Genomic DNA, 23,950 nt, shown 5'->3' with positions numbered 1-23,950 from the left:
TGATGCATCGCCGCACGGCGGTCGATGGTTGATTGACAGAACCGCCACCCGATATCAGGATGCCAAATCAGCAGGAAAGGCCTTTGCGGATGCGCCCTGAAGGCAAACCAGGCAAGACTCGCAAGACCGCCGCCGGCAGAAGGCCGGCCGTCGGTGCCCATGCCGCCGAAGGCGGCTATCTCGACGGCCAGATGCTGATCGCGATGCCTGTCATGGACGACCCGCGCTTCGAACGCTCCGTGATCTACATGTGCGCGCATTCCTCCGAGGGCGCGATGGGCATCATCGTCAACCGTCCCGCCGGCAGCATCGATTTCCCGGGGCTGCTGGTGCAGCTCGACATCATCGAGAAGTCGGACCAGATCCAGCTGCCCGAGAATGCCGAGATGATGAAGGTGATGAAGGGCGGGCCGGTCGACACCGGCCGCGGCTTCGTGCTGCATTCCAGCGACTTCTACATTCAGGATGCGACACTGAACATCGACGACGGCATCTCGCTCACCGCGACCGTCGATATTCTCAAGGCGATCGCCAAGGGCGCCGGGCCCAAGCACGCGATCCTCGCGCTCGGCTATGCCGGCTGGGCGCCGGGCCAGCTCGAGAACGAGATCCAGCACAATGGCTGGCTGCATTGCGACGCCGATCCGGAATTGATCTTCGGGACCGACGTCGATGAGAAATACGCGCGCGCCTTGCGCAAGATCGGCATCGAGGCCGGCATGCTGTCGAACGACGCGGGCCACGCGTAGCGCCACACCCACAGTGTCGTCCCGGCGAAAGCCGGGACCCATAACCACCGCATGCAGTTGCGCCGCCGTGCTGGGGCCACAGCGTCGTGCAATAACAGCGCCCTGCGGTTATGGGTCCCGGGTCGCGCTGGCGCTTGCCCGGGACGACACCAGTAGTAGTTCTGCTTACTCCGCCGCTTCCTGCGCGACCGTCGGCTGGGTGCCCGCGACCGTGGCGCGGCGCATGTCGCGGGGCTGCGACTGGTCGTAGCGGCGGACGCGGTGCACGGTCTGGCGGTTGTCCCACATCACGAGGTCATGCACCGTCCATTTGTGCACATAGACGAACTCGGGCTGCGTCGCGTGCTCGGTGAGGTCGCGCAGCAGCAGCCGCGCCTCCGGCATGCTTATGCCCCTGATGGCGCCGGCGTGCGACGACAGATACAGCGACTTGCGGCCGTGCACCGGATGCGTCCGCACCAGGCGCTGCAGCACCGGCCTGAACATCTGCTTCTCTTCATCGGTGTAGTCGAGGAAGCCGAGCGAGCCGCGCGAATACATCAGCGAGTGCTCGCAGATCATGTCCTCGATCTCGGCCTTGGTCTCGTCGTCGAGCGCGTCATAGGCGGCGCGCATGTCGGCGAATTCGGTGTTGCCGCCCTTCGGGTTGACCACGCGCGCCGACAGCAGCGAGAATTTCGCCGGGATCGGCCGGAACGAGCTGTCGGAGTGCCACAGGCAGTTGCCAAGGTTGAACAGGTGGGTGCGGTGCTCCTTCGGCAGCGGCTTGCCGTCCTTGCCGAGATTGCTGACGTCGTTCAGCCCGGAGGCGAGGCGGTAGTCCTCCTTCTTCGTCACGGTGCCGCCGCGCGCATCTTCGCGCTCGCCGAAATTCAGCGCGAATGCCATTTGCTGTTCGTCGGAGATGTCCTGGCCGTGGAACACGAGCACGGCGTATTTGTCCATGCCGGCCTCGATGTCGATGGCTTCCTGCTTCGTCAGCGGCTTGCGCAGATCGACGCCGGAGACCTCGCCGACGAAGTGTTTGTGAAGCTGCCGGATCAGGACCGTCATTGGCGTGTCTCCCCGTCTGTCGCGGGCGGTTTTCCCGCTTCGTTTGACGGGAAGGCTACTCACCGCGCGAGCGCTGTCAACGCTTCGCAGCGGCGCGCGGGTCAGGCATTCCGCGCCATCAACCCGCCGTCGACCGGAATCACGGCGCCGGTCAGGAACGACGCGGCGGGCAGACACAGGCTCAGCGTCATGTGCGCGACCTCTTCCGGATCGCCGTAACGGGCGAGCGCGGTGCGGCGCTTGGCGTAGAGCGTCTTGTGCTCCTCGGAGATGCGGTCGGTGATCGCGGTGCGGATCGGACCCGGGCAGATGCAGTTCACGGTGATGCCTTCGCGTCCCAGTTCCACCGCGAGCGAGCGCGTCAGGCTGGTGACGCCGCCTTTCGCCGCGGAGTAGGGACTGTGCAGCGCGGTCGCGCCGAGCGCCTCGGTTGAGGCGATGTTGACGATGCGCGGCGAGCGCGACTTGCGCAGGTATGGCAGTGCCGCGCGGATGATGCGCGGATGCGCCGTCAGCATCACCGCGATGCCCCTGGCCCAGGCGTCCTCGTAACCGGGATCGTCGATCGGCACCCGCACCGAGATGCCGGCATTGTTGACGATGATGTCGAGCCCGCCGAAATGCGCGGCGACGTCGTTGACGACTTTGGTGATGGCGTCGCGATCGCTGACGTCGAGCGTCCAGGCCTTCGCCGAGCCGCCGCTCGCCGAAATCTCCTTCGCCACCGCCTGCGTGCCTTCTTCGGTCAGGTCGGTGACCGCGACATTGGCGCCTTCATCGGCAAACACCCGCGCGGTGGCGCGGCCCATGCCGCTGGCGGCGCCGGTGACGAGAACGGTGAGGCCCTTCACCGAACGGCTGAGCTGCTTGTATTCGGACATCACGGACCCCCCGTTGATTTTCTGCGTTGTGAGAGACGGCAACGCTGGCACCGATCGCAAGATACGTCAAACCACCGACCCGATATCGGGCATGCGCGCAGCGCGTTAACGCAAGTTTCCCGGTTGGCTTTCCGAAAAGGATCATGCTCAATCAAGACAACAGCACGAGAGAGGAACGCGCGATGAACGAGCTCGATTTCGGCGGCAAGCAAATATTGGTGGTCGGAGGCTCCAGCGGCATCGGCAACGGCATCGCGCAGGCGTTCCGCGCCAAGGGCGCGCGCGTCGCGATCTGCGGCACCCGCGCGCAGGCGAGCGACTATTCCACCGAGGAAGGCTCGCATCTCGAGGGCCTCGCCTACGCGCAGCTCGATGTCAGCAACCCGCAGGCGATCGAGGCCTTCCGCCCGTCGTTCGACCGGCTCGACGTGCTGGTGCTGGCGCAGGGCGCGGTGATTTACCGCCGCGGGGAATTCGAGATGGAGGGTTTTCGCAAGGTGCTCGAGGTCAACCTGATGAGCCTGATGGCCTGCGCGACCAAATTCCAGGCGATGCTGAGCGCAGCTAAGGGCTCGCTGATCATCGTGAGCTCGACCGCGGCCTATCATTCCACCATGGGCAATCCGGCCTACAACGCCTCGAAGACCGGCGCCGTCGGGCTGACGCGCACGCTCGGCGAGGCCTGGGCGGAGAACGGCATCCGCGTCAACGGCATCGCGCCCGGCCTCGTCGACACCAAGATGACCAAGGCGACGACGGCAAATCCGAAACGTCTCGAAGGCGCGCTCGAGCGCATTCCGCTGAAGCGTCTCGGCACGCCCGCCGACATGGCTGGCGCCGCGCTGTTCCTGGCCTCGCCGCTCGCCTCCTACATCGTCGGCCAGACCATCGTCGTCGACGGCGGGCTGATCCTGTAACCACAGGAACCTGCGCGCCGTTTCCCGGTTAGCTCCCGGACAGATCAGGGAGCGTGACGATGGACAAGGATCGGATTTTCGGAACGGCGAAAGAGTTCGCGGGCAAGGCCGAAGGCGCAGTCGGCGATGCGACGGGCGATGCGCAGACCCAGGCCTCGGGCCGTGCGCGCGAAGCCGCAGGCTCGGTGCAGGATCTCTACGGCCAGGCCAAGGACGCCGCGCGCGACGCCGCCGACACCGCGGTGAACTACGCCAAGGATACCCTCAAGGACGCCTATGAGCATCGCGGCGAGACGGTTCGCAGCGGGCAAAAGGCAATGGCGCATGCGGTGCAGGAGAACCCGCTGGGATCGCTGCTGATCGCCGGCGGCATCGGCTTTGCGCTGGCGCTCCTGATGACGCGCCAGCCGCGCCGCCCGCCGCCGTCGCGCTGGCGCTATTACGGTTGAGCCATACGATGAAATCACGGGGCGGGCTGGCGACGGCGTAACCCGCCATCTCGCCGTGCAAGACGCCGCGCAAGACATCGGCGGGTTACGGCTTCGCCTGACCCGCCGTGCAAGGTTCCTGCAAATTTCCAGCCATCAGCTAGCTAGTCGCGCGTGTGCGCGGCCTACTGCCACGGACTCCCCGGCACTGCGGCCCGCTGTCCGACACCGCGCGGCGGGCGTGGCGGCGGAGCGACCAGCGGGCGCTGCTGCGGCGCGCCGAACCCGAACAGATCGCGCAGCCAGGGCTGTGTCTGCGGCTGCTGTTGCGGCTGGGCCTGCTGCGTCTGGGCCGGACGGAACACGCGCCTTGGCGGCTTCGGCGTGGTGATGATCGAGCCGTCGGGCGCGATCGCCGTGGTCGAGGGCGGCGGATTGGCCGGTCCGCCCGCCGGCGCGGCTGGCGTCGCCGCCGCAACCGGCACATCGCCCTTGGCTTGCTCGCGGCCGATCTCGCGGCGTGGCCAGACGAAATCATCGGCGCGGCCGGCGGGCGGTGCCAGCGCCTCGCCCTTCACCAGCGTGCGCGCGGCAAGCGCATCGACGGCGGCGGGCCGCGAGCCCGGTCCGCCGAGCAATTGATCGGTGCCGACCGTGGAGGCGACCAGCGGCAGCACCGGGCCGGCCAGCGGCCGCGGCGCGGGCTTGCCGGGCTCGGCGCTGGTATCCGGTGTCGCCGGTTCGCTCGGCAGCGCGATCGGCCCGGAGCGCACCGCGAGCAGGCGCGTCACCTCGCGCTCGACATAATGCGCGAGCTTGCGCGCGCCGGCCTTGGTGAAGAACACGCCGTCATCGGTACGCAGCTTGCGGGGCTGGCCTTCGAAGTCCGGGCCCTTCTGCATGAAGCGGCCGGCCTCGTCGACAAAGCCGTCCCAGACGTCGACATAGGTGATGCCGGCCTTGCCGGCGCCGTCGCGATAGAGCGCGTCGAGGAACAGCATGTCCGACGTGCCCTTCTGGCCGCGGATCGCGGGCAGGCCGACCCACAGCACCGGCACGCCCTTGCTCTTCAGCACGTTGATCAGCTCTTCGATCTTCTTGCCGTAGAGCTCGACCCAGCGGTCGTCGCGGAATTCATAGAGGCCGTTGGGCGAGCGCGCGGTCTTTTCCGGCGCGGCCTGCTGATCGTTGTCGGCGTCGTCGGCCGGCGGCTCGGGATCGGCGGGCTTGGCGTCAGCCTTGCCGTCATTCTTGGCGGCGGCATCGGGCTTGTCGCCGGGCTTGGCCTCCGGCTTGCCGCGCGCGTCCTTTTTCTCGTCCTTCTTGTCGACCCTCTTCTCCACGACAGATTCGCGGATCGCGGTGCGATCGTTGAGGCCGAGCATCACAACGATGGCGTCGGGGTTCTCGGTGGCGAGAATGCCCTTCGCGGCCGCAGCCCAATCCGCCGGATCGCCCTTGGGCTGATAGCGGATCAGGCCGGAGACCGTCTTGTGCTTGCGGATCACACCCATGTCGGGCTGGTCGGAATAGGCATCTTCCAGGCCGTAGCCGAGCCAGTCGGCCATGGCGTCGCCGATGACCAGCACGTTGCGCTCGGCGGCGGCCTCGCGCTTGGCCGGTGCCGGCGCGCGCGAGAAATCCTCGCGTGGCCGCTGCGGCTGCGATGATTGCGGCTGCTGCTGCTGGAACGGCGCGAAGAAATCGCCGCCGAACCAGCCGCCACCGCCATGCTGCGGCGGAGCGCGGCGCTGCGGTTGCGGCGGTCCGCCGCCGAAGCCGGGGAAGCCGAAGAACTGCGCCGAGGCGGGCTGGGCGATGCCGATCAACAGCGCAAGCGCCACCGTCAGCGCGACCAGCGGGCCGGCTTCGGTGAATATGCGCAAAAAGGACTTTGGCTCTCGCATCGCGTTCGGTCGCAAATGATCTGGAAGTACGTGAGCATACTAGCGGAATCGGGCCGCAAGCGGGCAGCTTTTCCACCATAAATCGGGTGCCTTCGGCTGCCGTCAAGGCAGCCGGCAACTATCGGATTTCACGGTTACTTTCGGGGGGAGCGGCGGATGTCGCCCCCGACGGAACCGTGCCCCCTCTCCCGCTTGCGGGGGAGGGCTGGGGTGGGGGTGTTTCCGCAAGTCGAATGTCGAGAGGGTCTTCAAGTGGACAGAGCCCCCACCCGGATTGCATCTCCGATGCAATCCGACCTCCCCCGCAAGCGGGAGAGGTGAAGCGAGGCCCACCGAGCCCTACCGCGCCCGCAGCCGCTCCAGCACCTCGGCGGTGGCAAAGCCGTCGGCCGGCGCCCCGATCGACACCTGGAAGCCGCGCAGCGCCTCGCGGGTCTGGCCGCCGAACTGGCCGTCGGGCGTACCCTTGTAGAAGCCGCGCTGGGCGAGCAGCTGCTGCAGTTCCAGCCGTTCGGCGCGCGACAGCACCCGTTCCTGGCGCGGCCAGGGCTGCGCGAAGGGCTGGCCGCCGCGGAGGCGGTCGGCGAAATGGCCGATGGCGAGCGCATAGGCTTCCGCCGGGTTGTACTTCATGATCACCCGGAAGTTCTGCAGCATCAGGAAGCCCGGCCCCTCGGCACCGGCCGGCGCCAGCAGATAGGCCTTGTCGGACGGTCGCGGGAACGGCTGGCCGTTCGGCCGCTTGAGGCCGAGATGCTCCCATTGCGACAGCGGCATCGCTTTGGCGCGATCGGCCAGCATGTAATTGAGGCCTTGCGGCAGCACGACCTCGTAGCCCCAGCTCGCGCCGGTCTGCCAGCCGTCCTTCTTGAGATTGTTGGCGGTCGAGGCGATCAGGTCGCTCGGATTGTCGACGACGTCGCGGCGGCCGTCGCCATCGCCGTCGACCGCATAGCGCTTGAACGCGGTCGGCATGAACTGGGTCGGGCCGAACGCGCCGGCCCAGGAGCCGCGCATCTGCTCGGGCCTGAGGTCGCCGCGGTTGAGGATTTCCAGCGCCGACAGGAACTCGTCCTTGAAATAGGCCTGACGGCGGCCGATGCAGGCGAGCGTCGCGGTCGACTGCACCACGTTGCGATCGCCCATCTGGGTCGAGTAGTTCGACTCGATGCCCCAGATCGCCGCGATGATGTAGCGGTCGACGCCATAGGCCTTCTCGGTGGCATCGAACTGCGGCTTGTATTTCGCAAGGATCTCGCGGCCCTTGGCGAGCCTGGTGTCGCTGACGAGGATGTCGAGATAATCCCAGATCGCCTTGGTGAACTCCGGCTGCGAATCCATCAGGTCCATGATGCGCAGATCGGGCGTGAGGCCGGCGGTGAAGCGCTCGAAATTCTCTTGGCTGATGTTGCGCCGTGCGGCATCTGGCCACATCGCGGCGACGCAGTTCGGGAAGTCCGACGCGGCCTGGCGGATCGCCGCAGCCGTCATCAGCGGATGGCCGGAGGCGCCGTCTTCACCGCTCCACGGCGGCGCTGCGCCATCCTGTCCGGTTGCGGCCTGCGGCGGCGTCGCATTTGGTCCGGAAAAGATGCTGTCGATCAGGTTGGTCAGGCCGTTGCCCGCCGACTGGGCTTGCGTGCTGCCGGGCAGCAGCAGGCCCAGCGCGATCAGGCTCGCGCTGAAAAGCTTGATCCTTGATGTTCCCATCGCGCGCATTTGTCGTGTGCCTGTCAAAATCGTGCTGTTCCAGAAGGCCCCGGCACGGTTTCCAATAACTTAACAAGGGCGAGATTTTGTTGCGGCCCGCATTGGCTGACGGGAACGGCGGAATTAAGCCGCACCACACATCCGCCTTTGTTGACGGCTGCAAAACGGGGTACCAAAGGCATGATTCATTTCGTGCCGCCGTCCCACCCATTTCAAGGCTTCCGATAATCCCATGAAGATCCGCAAAGCCGTATTCCCCGTCGCCGGTCTCGGTACCCGCGTGCTGCCCGCCACCAAGGCGATGCCGAAGGAGATGCTGACGATCGTCGACAAGCCCCTGATCCAGTACGTGGTCGACGAGGCCCGGGAAGCCGGCATCGAGCATTTCGTGTTCGTCACCGGCCGCAACAAGGGTGTCATCGAGGATCACTTCGACCGCATGTTCGAGCTCGACACCACGCTGGCGCAACGCGGCAAGAAGACCGAGCAGGATATCCTGGCGCAGAACCAGCCTGAGGCCGGCGCGATGAGCTTCACCCGGCAGCAGGCGCCGCTCGGGCTCGGCCACGCGGTGTGGTGCGCGCGCGATATCGTCGGCAACGAGCCGTTCGCGGTGGTGCTGCCGGACGAATTGGTGCTGAACACGCCGGGCTGCCTCAAGCAGATGATCGACGCCGCGAGCAGGCTTGGTGACAAGTCGAACCTGATCGCAGTCGAGGCGGTGCCCGACGAGCTCACCCATCAATACGGCATCTGCAGCGTCGGCAAACGCACCGGCAACATCTTCGAGGTCGACCGCATGGTCGAGAAGCCGCCGCAGGGCACCGCGCCGTCCAACCTGTCGATCACCGGCCGTTACATCCTGCAGCCGGAGATCTTCAACATCCTGGCCACGCAGGAGCGCGGCGCCGGCGGCGAGATTCAGCTCACCGATGCGATGATCGGTCTTGCCAAGACGCAGAAGTTCTACGGCGTGGAGTTCGAGGGCGAGCGTCACGATTGCGGCTCGAAGCCCGGCTTCCTCCGCGCCAACATCGCCTTCGGCCTCAAACGCCCCGAACTGCGCGACGGCCTGATCGCCGAGATGAAGAAGTATCTGGAGAAATAGGGGCGCCGCCTCATCTCGTCATTCGCCGCGAGAATGCGGGCGTATGATTCACAGACCGCGCAACATATTCGATGTCGTCCTGGCTTTCGCCAGGACGACGGTTGTGGGATGGCGAGACGTGTGCGTCAAACGAGAACTACATCTTCGCCGCAGCGTCTCGGCAATCACGCCACCTTCCTTCGCCCCGTACGCTTCGCCGGCTCCTTGGCGCCGTCCTGCTTCGGCGCGCGCAGGGCGCGGGCGGCGAGGCTGACGACTTCGGAGATCTGCTGGAGCTGCGCGGCGAGCGGAGAGGTCTTGCGCCAGACCATGCCGATGGTACGCGACGGCTGCGGGTGCTTGAAGCGCGAGACCGTGACCGGCGCCGAGCGCGTCTCCACCGTCACCGCCATCTCGGGGATCAGGGTGACGCCGATGCCGGCGCCGACCATCTGCACCAGCGTCGACAGCGAGCTCGCGTCCAGCACCTCGCGCGGCGGCGAGGACTGCATGTTGCAGAACGACAGCGCCTGGTCGCGGAAGCAGTGGCCCTCCTCGAGCAGCAAGAGCCGCATCTCGCGCAGCATCTCGGCGCTCGGCACCGGCGTCTTGGCATCCTCGCCCGGCCGCACCAGCAGGAAGTTTTCCGAAAACAGCGCGACCTCGGTCAGCGACGGTTCCGATACCGGCAGCGCCACGATCGCGGTGTCGAGCCGGCCCTCGGCGACCTCCTTGATCAGCTTCGGCGTCAGCGTCTCGCGGACATGGATGTCGAGCTCGGGATGCAGCCGCGCCAGGTTCTCGATCACCTTCGGCAGCAGATATGGCGCAATCGTCGGGATCATGCCGACCCGCAGCCGCCCGGCAAGCTTGTCGCGCGAGGCGCGCGCGAAGTCGCCGAGCTCGTCGACCGAGCGCAGGATGTCGCGCACGCGGCGCAGCAGGTCCTCGCCGAAGGTCGTCAGCGTCACCTGCCGCGCATTGCGTTCGATCAGCACGCCGCCGACCGCCTGTTCCATTTCGCGGATCTGCATCGACAGCGCCGGCTGCGACACCGCGCAGGCATCCGCGGCGCGCCCGAAATGGCGGTGGTGGGCCAGAGCATCAAAATACCTGAGTTGCCGGAGTGTGACATTTATCATCAGATAATCTTATCGACGCGATCACTAAAGTCAATTTCCTCTGATGGATTGGGTTGCGTAGAATCGTTCTTGGAAGAGCTCCCAGCGCATTCCAGAATCCATCACCTCGGAGAAGAAACATGGACGCAAAAACCGACGAAGGCGCGGGCAAATGCCCATTCACAGGCGGGCCTCGCGGGCACTCGAATCGTGACTGGTGGCCGGAGACGCTCGACGTTCAGGTGCTGCATCAGAACTCCAGCCTGTCCGACCCGATGGGCAAGGGCTTCGACTACGCCAAGGAATTCAAGAGCCTCGATCTCAACGCCGTGATCAAGGACCTCACGGCCCTGATGACGACGTCGCAGGAGTGGTGGCCGGCCGACTTCGGCCATTACGGCGGCCTGATGATCCGCATGGCCTGGCACTCGGCGGGCACCTATCGCATCACCGACGGCCGCGGCGGCGCCGGTGCCGGTCAGCAGCGTTTCGCCCCGCTCAACAGCTGGCCGGACAACGCCAACCTCGACAAGGCGCGCCGGCTGCTGTGGCCGATCAAGCAGAAGTACGGCCGCAAGATCTCGTGGGCCGACCTGATGATCCTCGCCGGCAACGTCGCGCTGGAATCGATGGGCTTCAAGACGTTCGGTTTTGCGGGCGGCCGCGCCGACGTGTGGGAGCCGGAAGAGCTGTACTGGGGTCCGGAAGGCACCTGGCTCGGTGACGAGCGCTACAGCGGCGAGCGCCAGCTCTCCGAGCCGCTCGGCGCGGTGCAGATGGGCCTGATCTACGTCAACCCGGAAGGCCCGAACGGCAATCCGGACCCGGTCGCCGCCGCGAAGGACATCCGCGAGACGTTCTTCCGCATGGCGATGAACGACGAGGAGACGGTTGCGCTGATCGCCGGTGGCCACACCTTCGGCAAGACCCACGGTGCCGGCGATCCGTCGCTGATCGGGCCGGAGCCGGAAGGTGGCGCGATCGAGGAACAGGGTCTCGGCTGGAAGAGCAAGTTCGGCACCGGCGTCGGCGCTGACGCGATCACCGGCGGTCCCGAGGTCACCTGGACCCAGACCCCGACCAAGTGGAGCAACCACTTCTTCGAGAACCTGTTCAAGTACGAATGGGAGCTGACGAAGAGCCCGGCGGGTGCGAAGCAGTGGAAGGCAAAGGGCGCGGACGCCGTCATTCCGGACGCGTTCGATCCGTCGAAGAAGCATGTCCCGACGATGCTGACCACCGACCTGTCGCTGCGCTACGACCCGGCCTATGAGAAGATCTCGCGCCGGTTCTACGAGCATCCGGATCAGTTCGCGGACGCCTTCGCCCGCGCCTGGTTCAAGCTCACGCATCGCGACATGGGTCCGATCCAGCGCTACCTCGGCCCGCTGGTGCCGAAGGAGACGCTGATCTGGCAGGATCCGGTTCCGGCGCTCGATCACGCCGTGATCGACGACAAGGATATCGAGGCGCTCAAGGCGAAGATCCTCGCCTCGGGTCTGTCGGTGTCCGAACTGGTGTCGACCGCCTGGGCCTCGGCCTCCACGTTCCGCGGCTCCGACAAGCGCGGCGGTGCCAATGGTGCACGCATCCGCCTTGCGCCGCAGAAGGACTGGGATGTCAACGAGCCGGCGCAGCTCAAGACTGTGCTGAGCAAGCTCGAAGCCATCCAGAAGGAGTTCGGCAAGAAGGTCTCGCTGGCCGATCTGATCGTGCTCGGCGGCGCGGCTGCGATCGAGAAGGCAGCCAAGGACGGCGGCACCAATGTGAAGGTCCCCTTCACGCCGGGCCGCACGGATGCGACGCAGGACCAGACCGACGTCGAATCGTTCGCTCCGCTCGAGCCGCGGGCTGACGGCTTCCGCAACTATATCGGCGGCAAGCATCAGTTCCTGCAGCCCGAGGAAGCGTTGGTCGACCGTGCACAGCTCCTGCGGCTGACCGGGCCGGAATTGACGGTCCTCGTCGGCGGCCTGCGCGTGCTCGGCGCCAATGCCAAGAAGTCGAAGCACGGCGTGTTCACCAGCAAGCCGGGGACGCTCACCAACGACTTCTTCCTCAACCTGCTCGACATGGGCACGGTGTGGAGCGATGCCGGTCAGGGCGTCTATGAGGGCCGCGACCGCAAGACCAAGGCGGTGAAGTGGACCGGCACCCGCGTCGACCTGATCTTCGGCTCGCACTCGCAGCTGCGCGCGTTCGCCGAGGTCTACGGCTCGTCCGATGCCAAGGAGCAGTTCGTGAACGACTTCGTCGCGGCCTGGGCCAAAGTGATGAACGCCGACCGCTTCGACCTCGCGAAGTAAGCGGCGAGCAAACGGCAATCAGGGCAGGGCGGCGCTTCGGCGCCGCCCTGTTTCATTTGGGGGACGACGAGGAAGGATTTTCGCGGTTTGCCGATCCCGTTCAATCATGCAGCTTCATGTCGCGGATCATCTCCTCAATCTCCGCTTGCGTCAGGGTCGCCAGTGAGACTTGCGGCGCGCTGCTTGTTGCGGTGGACACGTCGCACTGCGAGGCACCGCGCCGAGGTTCGAAGATTGCGGTCAGGCTCGCCCAGCAGACGAGGAGGGCCACGATCCAGTCCAGTACATTGGCTGCCGTCATTGCAGCACCAGCATCAGCATTTCCATGTCCTGATGCTGCAGCCGAGTCGGGCTCCGCGCAATTCGGAAGCTACGAAACGTAACTTCGGCGCTGCCGAGACGAGCGCCGAAGCCTGGGCGCTATTCGCTCCGCGCCCGGCGCCCCTCGATCGGATAGGCGGGGTCGTTGAAGCCCGGCGTCGAGGGATGGCCGGTGACGACGAGGCGGTCGATCAGGGCTTCGTCCTCGGCGGTGAAGCGGTAGTCGAGCGCGCGGATGTAGTCGTCCCATTGCGCTTCGGTGCGCGGGCCCGCGATGACCGCGCTGACGAACGACGAGTTCAGCACCCAGGACACCGCGAACTGCCCGGCGGTGATGCCGCGGCTCTCGGCGTGGCGCTTGATCTCCTGCGCGAGCTGCAGCGATTCCGGCCGCCACTCGGTCTGCATCATGCGCTTGTCGTTGCGCCCCGCACGCGTGTCCGCGGGCGGCGCCGCATCGGGCGCGTATTTGCCGGTCAAGACGCCGCGCGCCAGCGGACTATAGGGCACGATGCCGAGCCCGTAATAGGCGCAGGCCGGGAAATGCTCGACTTCGGGCATCCGGTTCATCGCATTGTAGTAGGGCTGGCTCGCGACCGGACGGTCGATGCCGAGCCGGTCGCAGATGTTGCAGATCTCGGCGACCCGCCAGGCACGGTAGTTGGAGACGCCGAAATAGCGCACCTTGCCGGCGCGGATCAGGTCGCCCATCGCGCGCACCGTCTCGTCGAGCGGCGTCGTGCGATCTTCCTTGTGCAGATAGTAGACGTCGATGTAGTCGGTGCCGAGCCGCTTCAGGCTCTCGTCGGCGGCCTGGAACACCCAGCGACGCGACAGTCCGCCATGATTGGGGTCGTCGCCGATCGGGTTGGCGAGCTTGGTCGCGAGCACCCAGTTCGACCTTCTGTTCGAGATCGCGCGTCCGACGACCTCCTCGGACTTGCCGCCATTATAGGCATCCGCGCTGTCGATGAAGTTGATGCCGGCCTCGCGCGCCTTCGCCACGATCCGCGCCGAGGTCGCCTCGTCGGTCGGTCCGCCGAACATCATGGTGCCGAGGCAGATCGGCGAAACCTTCAGGCCGCTGCGGCCAAGCTGGCGATATTGCATCGATCGTTCCTCCGGAATGACGCGTCAGCTCTCGTTCTTCAGGATTTTGAACACGCCGTTGGCCATCGCGATACAGCGCTTGTCGACGGTCACCTCGGCCGTGATGAAGATCAGGCTGCGGGTCGAGCGTACCACGCGCGGCCGCGTCGTCAGGATCTCGCCGATCTTGCCGGCCTCGACGAAATGGGTGTCGAGCTGCACCGTCGCAAGCGTCGGCTTGCCCGAGACGAAGCGTGCGGCCATGCCGCAGGCGCGATCGGCGAAGGTCATGATCACACCGCCCTGCACGAGGCCGCGGCGATTGTGGTGCTTGTCCTCGGTGATCAGCGCGAGTTCAAGCGCGCCGTCCTTCAACCGTTCCCACAGCGGGCCGATCAGCGTCAGGAATCCCGTGGTTTCGGCGATCTTCCAGCCGTCGGATTTGAGTTTGTCCGCGGCCTTGGCCGTCATGAGGTGGGGTCCGTTGCTTGCTGATGATTGATCGCAGGAGGCATGTGGTAGCAGTCATTTCATCAAACGCTGTTGTGTTGTAGTCAAGGTCGATGGCCCGCACATTTGACGATGCCACCCGGCGGAATATCGCAGAGCTCTGTGCCGCATTCGCGCGCTTGGCGCCGGCGGATGCCGCGCCGACGCTGAAGCGCGCGGCGGTCGCGATCGCGCTGACCGAAGGCGACGATGGCAGCGGCACGGCCTTCCTGCTGACCCGCCGCAGCGCGCGCCTGCGTGCCCACAGCGCGCAATGGGCGCTGCCGGGCGGGCGCTGCGATGCCGGCGAGACGCAGGCCGAGGCCGCGCTGCGCGAATTGCATGAGGAGCTCGGGCTCGCACTGTCGGAGCGCGACGTGCTCGGGATGCTCGACGATTATCCGACGCGGTCCGGCTATCTGATCACGCCGGTCGTGGTCTGGGCCGGCGCGCATGCGGCGATCACGCCGAACCCCGACGAGGTCGCCTCCGTCCACCGCATCGGCCTCGATGCGATCGAGCTGGAGGACGCGTTCAGCTTCGCCACGATTCCGGAAAGCTCGCGCCGCGTGATCCGCTTCCGCCTCGGTGGCCAGCAGATCCATGCGCCGACTGCTGCGCTGATCTATCAATTCCGCGAGGTACTGGCCGGTCGCAGCACCCGCGTCGCCGAACTGGAGCAGCCGGTATTCGCATGGAAGTAGCGACGATGACGCTATTTGTGACGCCGCTTGCGGGCGTTCATCTTCATTGATTTCCCCTGCGCACCAGGCGAATGCGCCGCGGCCTCTGGTTCCGGAGGCGCCCGCGACACATTCTCGTAACAGGTGAAGCGTGAACGCGTATCCGGAAACGATCCGCAATCCGGACGCTCGGCGCGCGCCGGTGCGGCGAGCGTCAATGCGCAGGCGGCAACCAGCCAGACGGTCATCCTCATGGCAGTCTCTCCACTGCTGCGTTCGGAAAACACCGCATTGTGGCGAATATTCTGCATTGATCGCGGCATCCGGCCGCTGCGATCCGGACAATTCCGGGCTGACTTCGCAGCCGTGCTTGCTACAACGAGGCCATGCGCCCGCAATTGATTCGCCTGTGCCCTGGATTTGTCGCGCTCGCGCTCGCCGCCAGCGCGCCGTCCGTCCTTGCCGGCGAGGCCGGCGCGTTGCCGCCTTCCGTCGCCAATGCGATGGCGCAGGCATCGCCGCAGGCGATCATGGAGTATCGCCGCAAGCTGCAGGAGTATCAGGAGGCGCGCGCCGCCTTCGAGCAGGACGCGAGCGCCTACTGGAACGCGATCGCCGAGAAGAGGCGCGGCCGCAACGCCAAGCGGCGCGACCGCGTGCAGACCTCGCTGGACGATTACGTGCTGCAGCAGCCGCCGGTCTATGAGGGTCCGAAGCGGCCGGTCAATCCGGCTCCGGAAGAGGAGGAAGGCAAGCCGCCGCGTCCGCCCAAGACGCTTCCGGTGGCCTCGGACCTGGTCAGGGCAGCGGCCGAGCAATTCCAGTTCACGCCGCAGCGGCCGGCCAGCGAGGTCGAGTTCAAGCGCGCCTATGCCCGCTACGCGCGCGCCGCGGGGCTGACGCCGGAGCAGGCGGTGCGGGTCTATTCATTCGAGACCGGTGGCACCGGCACTTACGACGTGCAGGCGGGCATCGAGCACGGCGGCAAGCGCGCCATCTCCACCGCGATGGGCTACAACCAGCTGCTCACCACCAACACCGTCGAGCTATTGGCCGAGCAGGGCCATGAATTCGTGCGGGATCTGACCGAGCGGGTTGCGAGAACGCAGGGGCCCGCGCGCAAGGCGATGGAGCACAAGCTCGCGGTGCTGAAGAAGATGGTCGCGTTCACGCGCACCGTGCCCGACGACTGGTCGGCGCATCAACGCCTCGCCGATACGCCGCAGGGCTGGGCGTGTCATGCCATGGTGCTCGACATCGATGTCGGCCCGATGCTGCAGACCCACAAGCTGCTGACCTCGGTGATCTTCGCCCGCAACAAGGGCTACAGCCGGCCGCTGACCGCGGCCGAGCTCGAGATGATGAACCTGACCGGCGACGGCACCGGGCTCGACATGGTGACCATGCCGCAGGCGATGCGCGAGCAGGTGCCGACCTCGAATTTCTTCCAGCGCTCCGGCTACGAGCGCAATCCGGTCGCCATCCGCCACAACACGGTGGCCAGGCTGCTTGCCGTCACCAATGAGCGGATGGACTTCAACAGCAACAAGCCGGGCGCGAAGGAATTGGCCGCGGCGTTCTGATGCTGCCGAAAACCGCTAGAGCTCCGGTTCTGATCGAATCAGAACCGAAGCTCCAGACCTTCCACGCGTTTTCTTCACGCGAACCGGCGTCCACTTCGCTCGAAAACGCTCTAATTCGAGCCGAACTTGAACTTGCCGTCGCCCTCGAGATAGGGCCCGGAGCGCATGTAGAGCTGGCCGTTCTGGCCGATGAAGAACAGCGTCCCCTTCGGCACCTTCTTGGCGCCCTTCAGCAGCGTGCCGGCGTTGTTGGTGCCCATCTTGTAGGACCAGGTCTTGCCGTCCTTGTCATAGGCGTAGCCCATGTCCGGCTTCAGCTCCCAGGGCGCAGCCTCCTGTGCGAATGCGCAGGTCGTCAGCGCGGCAAACGCCGCAGTCGCAATAAAAGTCTTGGTCAGAAAATGCGTCATGATCCACCTCCGGCCGAGAAAACGGCGTCGTCCCCACGTTCTTGAACAAATCACGAACGATGTTCGCGCGTCAATACGACAATCGGCGCGACCGCTCGCGCGGACCGGCGACTTTGTGATTTCCCGCATCAAGCTTGGCGACTATTTTCGCGTTACCGTTTACAAACGCTTTGATTGCCGGAAACACTACCTGGGGATGATCGGGATGAACCACGTCATGAAGATCGGAATCGGTGTCGCTCTGTCGTTCATGACGCTGGCGTCAGTTGCGCAGGCGGACGAGTTCAAGCTCTCCAACAACCAGCGGATCGCCTGCAGCCGCGGCCTGTCCGCCGGCAAGCTCAACACCGCGACCTGCAAGTCCTACGCCTATCTGTTCAACGCCAAGACCTCGGAATACTTCCGCTGCCAGGTCTCGCTGGCGCTGACGCGGGACAACAAGGAGGTCATCAACGTGCAGGCCGACGGCGGCTGCACCAAGAAGCCGCGCATCTTCGAGACCGACGGCAACTACACGTTCGACGCCACCGAGACCGAGCCGCCGAACACCAACTCGTTCTTCGGTCCGGGCGGCTATGCGATCTGGGCGAGCGACGTCAACACCCAGAAGATCCGCGGCTGCATCACCATCTCGTCCGGCCTCGGCTCCGACATCTCGAAATGCCTCGACATGACGTTCCAGTGACGGCGTGATGCGCAAGCTGCGTCCGGCCGCGCTGTGCCGCTCCTGGCTGTTTCTCGAAGGCGCCAACGAGGACGTGCTGCAGCAGGCGGCCGCCAGCGGCGCCGACGTGCTGATCCACGAGCTCGAGGATTTTACCCCGCCGCCGCTGCGCCCGAAGGCGCGGGCCCTGGCCGCCGAGCTCTACGCGGCCTGGCGCGGCCGGGGCGTGGTGGTCGCGGTCCGCGTCAATCCGCTCGACCAGGACGGCATGGACGATCTCGCCGCCGTGATGCGCGGACGTCCGGATATCGTCGCGCTGCCGAAGGTCGCCGAGCCGCACCATGTCGTCAGGCTTGACGAGGCGGTGACGCGGTTCGAGCGCGACTACGGTATCGCCGAGGGATCGACGTCGCTGCTGCCGAATATCGAGTTCGCGCGCGGTCTGGTGCAGACCGGTGCGATCGCCATGGCGAGCCGGCGCATCATCGGTTGCCTGATGGCCTCCGAAGACCTCGCCGCCGATCTTGGTGCCGAGCGCGGCAGCGATGGCCTGGAGCTGGCTTACGCGCGGCAGCGCTTCATCGTCGAATGTCGCGCCGCCGGCGTCGTCGCAGTCGATTGTCCCTACACCTGGAGCGACGCCGAAGGCGTCGAACGCGACACGATCTGGGCGCGACGACTGGGTTACACCGCAAAGAGCCTGGTCGATCCCGCGCATGCCCCGATCGTCAACGGCGTCCTGACGCCGGGCGAGGAGCAGTTGCGCCAGGCGCGCAGGATCGTCGCGGCGTTCGAAGCGGCGCGGACGCAGGGCTTTGGGCGCGTCGAACTTGACGGCTCGTTGCTGGAGGTCCCGACCTATTCCAATGCGAAACGCCTGATCGCGCGCGGCGAAGCGCTGCGCGCGATCGATCGTGACGCATGAGCCTGACCAGAGGCCATGCCTCAGGAGGCCGGCTCTTTCTCCGAGAAGTGCATGCGTGAGCGGGCGAACTTCTTGACGCCCATCGGCTTGCCGAACAGGTAGCCCTGGACCTGATCGAAATCCATTTCGTGCGCGGCGAGAAAGTCCGCGCGCGTCTCGACCCCCTGGGCCACGACCTGCGCGCTATTATCGTGGGCCAGCTCCACGACACGCCGGCATACCGTCTGCTTCAGGCGCTGATCCGCGCAGCCGGTGACGAATTGATGGTCGACCTTGAGCTGGACGAACGGAAAGTTCGGCAGTCCCAGCAAAGACGGCCAGTTCGCGCCGACATTGTCGATCGAGATGCCGATATTGTGCAGCCGAACGCGGCGGGCGACATCGATCGCCAGATCCAGATTATCGACCACCTCGGTGCTGTCGATCTCGATCAAGAGGCCCGCGAAGGCCGCATGATCCGGCATCCGGTAACAGAGCTCGCGTACGGCACGATCGTCGGCGAGGAAGGAGATCGGCAGGTTGATCGAGAGATTGACCGGCCCGATCTGCTCGACGAGATAGCGCCAGTCGTCGATTGCACGCTCGATCACGAACTCGGACAGCGCATGAAAATGCGGATCGCTCTCGTCCGGGATGAAGTAGGCCGGCGGCACGACGCCCCAGGCCGGATGGCGCATCCGGATCAGCGCCTCGGCGCCGCTCGGCACCAGCGTCCGGAGATGAATTTTCTGCTGATACCACAGCTCGAGCCAGCCGGCCTTCAGCGCTTCGGGCACGTCCACCGCCGGGCTCGGCGCGGGTTCAAGCGGCATCAATGACGCAAGACTGTCGCGAAGGGTTCCGGCGCTGAACGGCGTCGACAGCGCCGGCAGCATGGCGATGCCGTACTCATCGCCGATTTGCCGGACCGCCTTGACGATGATCGAGTCCGGCTGCCCGATGACGAGGACCTTGCCGCCATAGTCCTTTCTCACCAAAGTCTCGAGAATTTTACTGACTTCGATGCCGTCCACGGACACGCCGAGCACCAAAAGATCGGGCCGTTCCGCGTCCAGAACGGTGTCGAGCTCCAAAGCCTGGCTGCATTCACTGGTGATGAAGCCGAGGTCTTCCAGCGCCTCGGCGAGGAAGGTCCGAAGGTGTTTTTTGCTGTCCGCAATGCATGCGCGTGGGGTCAGCTTGCGATGTCCGAACCAGCCGGCTCGCGTGCGTTCGATGTGACTGATGTGATTCATGCCCCGCCTTGTCCGTAGTTACCCCGGCTTGACTCGTACATCCTAGAGCGGCGGCAATCATGGAAATTTCTGGTTCATACATTGATTGCCCCGCTAACCTTAAAGGATTCAATTCGATTCAAATGACGCTGGAATCGCGACGTCTCACCGCTGTTACACGTGCAACAAATGCGTCATCTGACATTCATAAGCGCGATCGCGTCCGACTTTGCACATCGGCAGAAGCACTGTGCGCGTGTGTCATCGAGAGACGGCGTTAATGACTGTGTTGTCGCGTCGACGCAGACGCGGAACTGCGTCATTGTCGGACATCGGATCGCATCATGCAGCGTGCTCCCAAGAGCGCCGATGGCGAATCAGATCACCCGTCTTGCGTTGCCGCTCGCAACGTCTCCGGCATCAGCGCGCAGTAGCCGATCAGGCCGGCGCAAGCGACGGCTGCAAGGAACAGAAATGCGGCGTTGTAACCGGCGTTGACGACAATGAATCCGGCGACGGCCGTGCTCAGGCCGCCATCTGGGGCTGCAAGCCGATCTTCGCGGGTTCGTTGCGCATCTCAACCCGCCCGCGCAGGTTCCCGCGCAGGTAAAGTGGTGTTGCTATCAGGGATTTCCGCCGCGCATGCGTCATTTGGATGGGTTGACCCGGCGGGGGTGTCCGGCCAATTTCCGGCCGGCTTAAGGGGAGAATAATACTCATGAATTCCAAGTTGATGGCTGCTGCGATCGTGGCAGCCAGCGTTTTGTCCGCGCCTGTCGCACAGGCCGAGCAGTTCATTAACGTGCTCACCGGCGGCACCTCCGGCGTCTACTATCCGCTCGGCGTCGCGATGGGGAAGATCTACGGCGACAAGATCCCCGGCGTGAAAACCCAGGTGCAGGCGACCAAGGCCTCGGTCGAGAACCTGGTGCTGCTGCAGCAGGGCCGCGGCGAGATCGCCTTCACGCTCGGCGATTCGCTGAAGGCGGCCTGGGAAGGCGACGCCGAGGCCGGCTTCAAGAACAAGCTCGACAAGCTGCGCACCATCGGCGCGATCTATCCGAACTACATCCAGATCGTCGCGACCGCCGAGAGCGGCATCAAGACGCTGGCCGATCTCAAGGGCAAGAGCCTGTCGGTCGGCGCGCCGAAATCCGGCACCGAGCTCAACTCGCGCGCAATCCTCGCGGCCGCCGGCATGAGCTACAAGGATCTCGGCAAGGTCGAGTACCTGCCGTTCGCCGAATCGGTGGATCTGATGAAGAACCGCCAGCTCAACGCCACGCTGCAGTCCGCCGGCCTCGGCGTCGCCTCGCTGAAGGACCTCTCGACCTCGAGCGAGATCACCGTGGTCGCCGTGCCGAAGGAGACCGTCGACAAGATCGGTCCGCCCTTCGTCTCCGTGATCATCCCGGCCAACACCTACACCGGCCAGGACAAGGACGTGCCGACCGCTGCGGTCGTGAACTACCTCGTGACCTCGAGCGCGGTGTCGGACGATCTCGCCTATCAGATGACCAAGCTGGTCTACGAATCGCTGCCGGAACTCGCCAACGCCCACGCCGCGGGCAAGGAGATCAAGCTCGAGGCCGCCGCGACCGGCAGCCCGGTGCCGCTGCATCCCGGCGCGATCCGCTATTACAAGGAGAAGGGCCTGATCAAGTAGGGCCGGTTGCTTCGAGGATGTTGTGGCCGGGCGCCCGTCCCCGACTTGATCGGGGATGACCCGGCCATCCATCTTTCCAGAGACGGTGATTTTTCGATGGATGCGCGGGTCGAGCCCGCGCATGACGTGCGATGGGGCGCTATAAGCGCCGTAAGCACGGCGGGGGACTTAATTCGATGCAGCAGCAGGCTGAGGGCGAGCAGCCCATCAAGGTTGAATTCGACAATTTCGAGCATGGCTTTCCGGAAGGCTTCGGCCCGGGCGCTTGGGGGTATCTGGCCTATGCCATCGGTCTCGCCTTTGCGGTGTTCCAGCTCTATGTCGCGGCCTTCAACTACCTGCCGAGCCAGGTGGTGCGCGGCGTCCATGTCGGCTTCCTGATCCTCCTGACCTTCGGCCTGATCGGCAATTTCACCGCCAAGACCGATTTCGGCCGCGCGGTGAGCTGGATCGTCGGCGCCGCCGGCTTCCTCTGCGGGCTCTATCAGTGGATCTTCTATGCCGACCTGATCGCCCGCGACGGCGATCCGACCAACATGGATCTCGCGGTCGGCACGCTGCTCGCGGTCCTGATCTTCGAGGGCACGCGGCGGCTGATGGGGGCGGCGCTGCCGCTGATGTGCGGCGCCTGTCTGCTCTACTGGTTCTTCGGCCAATATCTGCCGTCGCCGTTCAATCACCGCGGCTATGACTTCGACCAGATCGTCACCCATCTCTCGTTCGGCACCGAAGGCTTCTACGGCGTGCCGATCTACGTCTCGGCGACCTACATCTTCCTGTTCATCCTGTTCGGCTCGTTCCTGGAACGCGCCGGCATGATCCAGCTGTTCACCGACGTCTCGCTCGGCCTGTTCGGCCGCACCCGCGGCGGGCCCGCCAAGGTCGCGGTGTTCGCTTCGGGCATGATGGGCACGATCTCGGGGTCGGGCGTCGCCAACGTCGTTACCGTCGGCCAGTTCACGATCCCCCTGATGATCAAGTTCGGCTATCGCCGCGCCTTCGCCGCGGGCGTCGAGGCCACCGCTTCGATGGGCGGCCAGATCATGCCGCCCGTGATGGGCGCGGTCGCCTTCATCATGGCCGAGACGCTCGGCGTGCCCTATTCGGAGATCGTCAAGGCCGCGGTGATCCCGGCGGTCCTCTACTTCGCCTCGGCGTTCTGGATGGTGCATCTGGAAGCCGGCAAGCATGGCCTCGTCGGCATGAAGCGCGCGGAGATCCCGAGCGCCTGGAAGGCGCTGGTGGCGCGCTGGTATCTCGTGCTGCCGCTCGCGGCGCTGGTCTACATGCTGTTCGAGGGCTTCACGCCGCTCTATGCCGGCAGCATGGGACTTGCGCTCACGGTCGCGCTGATCCTCGGCGCCAGCATCACGCTCGGCTTCTCCAACACCGTCTTGCGCTACATCTTCTGGATCGGCCTCGCGCTGGTGGTCGCCGCGGTCTCGCGCCACGGCATCGAGATCGTTCCGGTCGCCGGCGTCGTCGCCGGGCTGATCGTGATCGCGGCGATCACTCGCGGCGGCCGCGCCACGCTGAAAGCCTGCCGCGACTCGCTCGCCGACAGCGCCAAGTCGGCGCTGACCGTCGGCATGGCCTGCGCCATCGTCGGCACCATCATCGGCATGATGACGCAGACCGGCGTCGGCACCATCTTCGGCAGCTGGATCATCGGACTCGGCGCCAAGAGCCTGTTCCTGGCGCTGATCATGACCATGCTGCTGTCGATCCTGCTCGGCACCGGCATCCCGACGATCCCGACCTACATCATCACCGCGGCGCTGGCCGCGCCGGCGCTCGCCAAGCTCGGCGTGCCGCTGATCGCAAGCCACATGTTTGCGTTCTACTACGGCATCATGGCCGACCTCTCGCCGCCGGTCGCGCTCGCCGCCCTGGCGGCGGCGCCGATCGCCAAGGAGAATCCGGACAAGATCGGCTGGGAGGCGATGCGGATCGCGCTGGCCGGCTACGTCATTCCGTTCATCTTCGTCTATTCGCCGGCGCTGATGCTGCAGGCCGGGGATCCGATGCAGGCGCAGCTCGGCTTCTACGGCGCGGTGGCGCTGGCGGCCTTCAAGGCGCTGGTGGCGATCGGATTGTTCGGCATCGTCGCGATCGGCTTCCTGTTCACGCGGTTGACCTTCATCGAGATCCTGGTCGCCTTCGGCGCCGCGCTCTGCCTGCTCGGCGATTTCCCGTTCTCGGATACGGCGGGCTTCACGCTCGCCGCTGCTGTCGTGCTGTGGCAATGGCGGCAGCGTCCGCGCAATGCGGTGGCGGCGGCTTGAGCCTCTGCCTCGCTTCCGCGGGTATCGTGAAGGTGCTGTCGATCGCGGCCTTCACGCTCGCCTGGACGCATTCGATCGAGAAGAGCGCCTGGCAGGAGGACTGGCTGGTCACGCCGGCCGGGCTCACGCTGCAACGGGCGCGCGTCAAGGGCACGGGCGCCGGCATGGAGCCGCCGCCGGCGGCGCGCCTTGTCGATGGCTGGTTTCAATGGTCGCCCCCGCCGGTGCCACGGCCGGAGGTCGTGCTCGGCAATTCCGGCGCCGCGGGTGAATGGCGCCTGTGCCAGAAGGGACGCTGCCAGACGCTATCGGAGATTTTCGGCCATCCGATCGGTGCTAATGTCACGACGATGAGTGTTTGCAAAAATCCGTAGCCCGCATGAGCGCAGCGATATGCGGGGGTAGCGCCCCGGATATCGCTTCGCTCATCCGGGCTACGGTCCGGCAGCAAGAACAACAAGG

At 65.6% G+C, this 23,950-nt stretch carries 23 protein-coding genes; 12 read left to right on the top strand and 11 right to left on the bottom strand.

Features of this window, described 5'->3' with window-relative positions; genetic code table 11:
* The first annotated feature begins 89 nt into the window (after window positions 1-89).
* Complete coding sequence (locus JEY66_RS38690; RefSeq protein ID WP_016845199.1) at window positions 90-749, top strand: YqgE/AlgH family protein; 660 nt, start codon at window positions 90-92, stop codon at window positions 747-749.
* Window positions 750-914: 165 nt separating this feature from the next.
* Here the strand turns inward: JEY66_RS38690 and JEY66_RS38685 are convergent, their stop codons facing one another.
* Both JEY66_RS38685 and JEY66_RS38680 read right to left on the bottom strand, forming a co-directional pair.
* Entirely contained in the window at window positions 915-1,802 is an 888-nt protein-coding gene (locus JEY66_RS38685; RefSeq protein ID WP_018269631.1) for a TauD/TfdA dioxygenase family protein, read from the bottom strand.
* Window positions 1,803-1,903: 101 nt separating this feature from the next.
* Window positions 1,904-2,683 carry an SDR family NAD(P)-dependent oxidoreductase gene (locus JEY66_RS38680; protein ID WP_016845197.1) on the bottom strand — a complete coding sequence of 260 codons (780 nt, stop codon included), beginning with the start codon at window positions 2,681-2,683 and terminating at the stop codon, window positions 1,904-1,906.
* Window positions 2,684-2,865: 182 nt separating this feature from the next.
* Here JEY66_RS38680 and JEY66_RS38675 point away from each other — a divergent pair, with 182 nt between their 5' ends.
* Both JEY66_RS38675 and JEY66_RS38670 read left to right on the top strand, forming a co-directional pair.
* Window positions 2,866-3,600: an SDR family NAD(P)-dependent oxidoreductase gene (locus JEY66_RS38675; RefSeq protein ID WP_026192190.1), complete on the top strand. Its 735-nt coding sequence runs from the start codon at window positions 2,866-2,868 to the stop codon at window positions 3,598-3,600.
* Between the two features lie 59 nt (window positions 3,601-3,659).
* Window positions 3,660-4,049, top strand: a complete 390-nt coding sequence (locus tag JEY66_RS38670) for a CsbD family protein (RefSeq protein ID WP_016845195.1) — start codon at window positions 3,660-3,662, stop codon at window positions 4,047-4,049.
* A gap of 164 nt (window positions 4,050-4,213) precedes the next feature.
* Here the strand turns inward: JEY66_RS38670 and JEY66_RS38665 are convergent, their stop codons facing one another.
* Window positions 4,214-5,935: an SGNH/GDSL hydrolase family protein gene (locus JEY66_RS38665; protein ID WP_026192191.1), complete on the bottom strand. Its 1,722-nt coding sequence runs from the start codon at window positions 5,933-5,935 to the stop codon at window positions 4,214-4,216.
* 339 nt (window positions 5,936-6,274) lie between these two features.
* Complete coding sequence (locus tag JEY66_RS38660) at window positions 6,275-7,654, bottom strand: lytic murein transglycosylase (RefSeq protein WP_018269634.1); 1,380 nt, start codon at window positions 7,652-7,654, stop codon at window positions 6,275-6,277.
* Window positions 7,655-7,877: 223 nt separating this feature from the next.
* Here JEY66_RS38660 and galU point away from each other — a divergent pair, with 223 nt between their 5' ends.
* On the top strand, window positions 7,878-8,753 hold the full coding sequence (gene galU, locus JEY66_RS38655; protein ID WP_016845617.1) for a UTP--glucose-1-phosphate uridylyltransferase GalU: 876 nt from the start codon (window positions 7,878-7,880) through the stop codon (window positions 8,751-8,753).
* Window positions 8,754-8,917: 164 nt separating this feature from the next.
* On the opposite strand, the gene JEY66_RS38650 is transcribed toward galU, so the two are convergent.
* On the bottom strand, window positions 8,918-9,874 hold the full coding sequence (locus JEY66_RS38650; protein WP_018269635.1) for a hydrogen peroxide-inducible genes activator: 957 nt from the start codon (window positions 9,872-9,874) through the stop codon (window positions 8,918-8,920).
* Between the two features lie 119 nt (window positions 9,875-9,993).
* On the opposite strand from JEY66_RS38650, the gene katG reads away from it, so the two are divergent.
* Window positions 9,994-12,159 (top strand): catalase/peroxidase HPI, encoded by a 2,166-nt coding sequence (katG, locus tag JEY66_RS38645; RefSeq protein ID WP_018269636.1) that lies wholly within the window; start codon window positions 9,994-9,996, stop codon window positions 12,157-12,159.
* 100 nt (window positions 12,160-12,259) lie between these two features.
* Here katG and JEY66_RS38640 read toward each other — a convergent pair whose 3' ends face one another.
* The 3 genes from JEY66_RS38640 to JEY66_RS38630 all read right to left on the bottom strand — a co-directional run bounded on the left by JEY66_RS38640 (window position 12,260) and on the right by JEY66_RS38630 (window position 14,040).
* The gene (locus JEY66_RS38640; RefSeq protein WP_016845614.1) at window positions 12,260-12,460 is read right to left on the bottom strand and encodes a hypothetical protein; all 201 of its coding nucleotides are present in this window, start codon (window positions 12,458-12,460) and stop codon (window positions 12,260-12,262) included.
* 119 nt (window positions 12,461-12,579) lie between these two features.
* Window positions 12,580-13,590 (bottom strand): aldo/keto reductase, encoded by a 1,011-nt coding sequence (locus tag JEY66_RS38635; RefSeq protein WP_018269637.1) that lies wholly within the window; start codon window positions 13,588-13,590, stop codon window positions 12,580-12,582.
* Between the two features lie 24 nt (window positions 13,591-13,614).
* Complete coding sequence (locus tag JEY66_RS38630) at window positions 13,615-14,040, bottom strand: PaaI family thioesterase (RefSeq protein ID WP_016845608.1); 426 nt, start codon at window positions 14,038-14,040, stop codon at window positions 13,615-13,617.
* A 92-nt stretch (window positions 14,041-14,132) separates the two neighbouring features.
* On the opposite strand from JEY66_RS38630, the gene JEY66_RS38625 reads away from it, so the two are divergent.
* Window positions 14,133-14,762 (top strand): NUDIX hydrolase, encoded by a 630-nt coding sequence (locus tag JEY66_RS38625; RefSeq protein WP_016845607.1) that lies wholly within the window; start codon window positions 14,133-14,135, stop codon window positions 14,760-14,762.
* Window positions 14,763-14,773: 11 nt separating this feature from the next.
* Here JEY66_RS38625 and JEY66_RS38620 read toward each other — a convergent pair whose 3' ends face one another.
* On the bottom strand, window positions 14,774-15,052 hold the full coding sequence (locus JEY66_RS38620) for a hypothetical protein (protein ID WP_016845606.1): 279 nt from the start codon (window positions 15,050-15,052) through the stop codon (window positions 14,774-14,776).
* A gap of 75 nt (window positions 15,053-15,127) precedes the next feature.
* Between JEY66_RS38620 and JEY66_RS38615 the strand changes: the two genes are divergently transcribed.
* Window positions 15,128-16,324, top strand: a complete 1,197-nt coding sequence (locus JEY66_RS38615) for a hypothetical protein (RefSeq protein ID WP_016845605.1) — start codon at window positions 15,128-15,130, stop codon at window positions 16,322-16,324.
* A gap of 110 nt (window positions 16,325-16,434) precedes the next feature.
* On the opposite strand, the gene JEY66_RS38610 is transcribed toward JEY66_RS38615, so the two are convergent.
* Complete coding sequence (locus tag JEY66_RS38610; RefSeq protein ID WP_016845604.1) at window positions 16,435-16,734, bottom strand: hypothetical protein; 300 nt, start codon at window positions 16,732-16,734, stop codon at window positions 16,435-16,437.
* Window positions 16,735-16,939: 205 nt separating this feature from the next.
* Between JEY66_RS38610 and JEY66_RS38605 the strand changes: the two genes are divergently transcribed.
* Window positions 16,940-17,419 (top strand): hypothetical protein, encoded by a 480-nt coding sequence (locus JEY66_RS38605; RefSeq protein WP_026192194.1) that lies wholly within the window; start codon window positions 16,940-16,942, stop codon window positions 17,417-17,419.
* A gap of 7 nt (window positions 17,420-17,426) precedes the next feature.
* Entirely contained in the window at window positions 17,427-18,323 is an 897-nt protein-coding gene (locus JEY66_RS38600) for an HpcH/HpaI aldolase/citrate lyase family protein (RefSeq protein WP_016845602.1), read from the top strand.
* Window positions 18,324-18,343: 20 nt separating this feature from the next.
* On the opposite strand, the gene JEY66_RS38595 is transcribed toward JEY66_RS38600, so the two are convergent.
* A complete protein-coding gene (locus JEY66_RS38595; RefSeq protein WP_018269639.1) occupies window positions 18,344-19,558 on the bottom strand; it encodes an EAL domain-containing response regulator in 1,215 nt (404 codons plus the stop codon).
* A gap of 697 nt (window positions 19,559-20,255) precedes the next feature.
* On the opposite strand from JEY66_RS38595, the gene JEY66_RS38585 reads away from it, so the two are divergent.
* From JEY66_RS38585 to JEY66_RS38575, 3 genes are all read left to right on the top strand, one after another.
* On the top strand, window positions 20,256-21,203 hold the full coding sequence (locus JEY66_RS38585; protein ID WP_018269641.1) for a TAXI family TRAP transporter solute-binding subunit: 948 nt from the start codon (window positions 20,256-20,258) through the stop codon (window positions 21,201-21,203).
* A gap of 176 nt (window positions 21,204-21,379) precedes the next feature.
* A complete protein-coding gene (locus JEY66_RS38580) occupies window positions 21,380-23,488 on the top strand; it encodes a TRAP transporter permease (RefSeq protein ID WP_018269642.1) in 2,109 nt (702 codons plus the stop codon).
* Window positions 23,449-23,862: a DUF1850 domain-containing protein gene (locus JEY66_RS38575; RefSeq protein ID WP_018269643.1), complete on the top strand. Its 414-nt coding sequence runs from the start codon at window positions 23,449-23,451 to the stop codon at window positions 23,860-23,862. Before JEY66_RS38580 ends, JEY66_RS38575 begins: the two co-directional genes overlap by 40 nt.
* Window positions 23,863-23,950: the final 88 nt, after the last annotated feature.

It is taken from the genome of Bradyrhizobium elkanii USDA 76, from assembly GCF_023278185.1.
In the GTDB taxonomy this organism is placed as follows: Bacteria; Pseudomonadota; Alphaproteobacteria; order Rhizobiales; family Xanthobacteraceae; genus Bradyrhizobium; species Bradyrhizobium elkanii.
This window is presented reverse-complemented; position numbering and strand designations above follow the sequence as displayed.

Coding starts and splice junctions, on each gene's coding strand:
- JEY66_RS38690 (WP_016845199.1), top strand. CDS start 90: ATGCGCCCTGAAGGCAAACCAGGCAAGACTCGCAAGACCGCCGCCGGC.
- JEY66_RS38685 (WP_018269631.1), bottom strand. CDS start 1,802: ATGACGGTCCTGATCCGGCAGCTTCACAAACACTTCGTCGGCGAGGTC.
- JEY66_RS38680 (WP_016845197.1), bottom strand. CDS start 2,683: ATGTCCGAATACAAGCAGCTCAGCCGTTCGGTGAAGGGCCTCACCGTT.
- JEY66_RS38675 (WP_026192190.1), top strand. CDS start 2,866: ATGAACGAGCTCGATTTCGGCGGCAAGCAAATATTGGTGGTCGGAGGC.
- JEY66_RS38670 (WP_016845195.1), top strand. CDS start 3,660: ATGGACAAGGATCGGATTTTCGGAACGGCGAAAGAGTTCGCGGGCAAG.
- JEY66_RS38665 (WP_026192191.1), bottom strand. CDS start 5,935: ATGCGAGAGCCAAAGTCCTTTTTGCGCATATTCACCGAAGCCGGCCCG.
- JEY66_RS38660 (WP_018269634.1), bottom strand. CDS start 7,654: ATGCGCGCGATGGGAACATCAAGGATCAAGCTTTTCAGCGCGAGCCTG.
- galU (WP_016845617.1), top strand. CDS start 7,878: ATGAAGATCCGCAAAGCCGTATTCCCCGTCGCCGGTCTCGGTACCCGC.
- JEY66_RS38650 (WP_018269635.1), bottom strand. CDS start 9,874: ATGATAAATGTCACACTCCGGCAACTCAGGTATTTTGATGCTCTGGCC.
- katG (WP_018269636.1), top strand. CDS start 9,994: ATGGACGCAAAAACCGACGAAGGCGCGGGCAAATGCCCATTCACAGGC.
- JEY66_RS38640 (WP_016845614.1), bottom strand. CDS start 12,460: ATGACGGCAGCCAATGTACTGGACTGGATCGTGGCCCTCCTCGTCTGC.
- JEY66_RS38635 (WP_018269637.1), bottom strand. CDS start 13,590: ATGCAATATCGCCAGCTTGGCCGCAGCGGCCTGAAGGTTTCGCCGATC.
- JEY66_RS38630 (WP_016845608.1), bottom strand. CDS start 14,040: ATGACGGCCAAGGCCGCGGACAAACTCAAATCCGACGGCTGGAAGATC.
- JEY66_RS38625 (WP_016845607.1), top strand. CDS start 14,133: ATGGCCCGCACATTTGACGATGCCACCCGGCGGAATATCGCAGAGCTC.
- JEY66_RS38620 (WP_016845606.1), bottom strand. CDS start 15,052: ATGCAGAATATTCGCCACAATGCGGTGTTTTCCGAACGCAGCAGTGGA.
- JEY66_RS38615 (WP_016845605.1), top strand. CDS start 15,128: ATGCGCCCGCAATTGATTCGCCTGTGCCCTGGATTTGTCGCGCTCGCG.
- JEY66_RS38610 (WP_016845604.1), bottom strand. CDS start 16,734: ATGACGCATTTTCTGACCAAGACTTTTATTGCGACTGCGGCGTTTGCC.
- JEY66_RS38605 (WP_026192194.1), top strand. CDS start 16,940: ATGAACCACGTCATGAAGATCGGAATCGGTGTCGCTCTGTCGTTCATG.
- JEY66_RS38600 (WP_016845602.1), top strand. CDS start 17,427: ATGCGCAAGCTGCGTCCGGCCGCGCTGTGCCGCTCCTGGCTGTTTCTC.
- JEY66_RS38595 (WP_018269639.1), bottom strand. CDS start 19,558: ATGAATCACATCAGTCACATCGAACGCACGCGAGCCGGCTGGTTCGGA.
- JEY66_RS38585 (WP_018269641.1), top strand. CDS start 20,256: ATGAATTCCAAGTTGATGGCTGCTGCGATCGTGGCAGCCAGCGTTTTG.
- JEY66_RS38580 (WP_018269642.1), top strand. CDS start 21,380: ATGCAGCAGCAGGCTGAGGGCGAGCAGCCCATCAAGGTTGAATTCGAC.
- JEY66_RS38575 (WP_018269643.1), top strand. CDS start 23,449: ATGGCGGCAGCGTCCGCGCAATGCGGTGGCGGCGGCTTGAGCCTCTGC.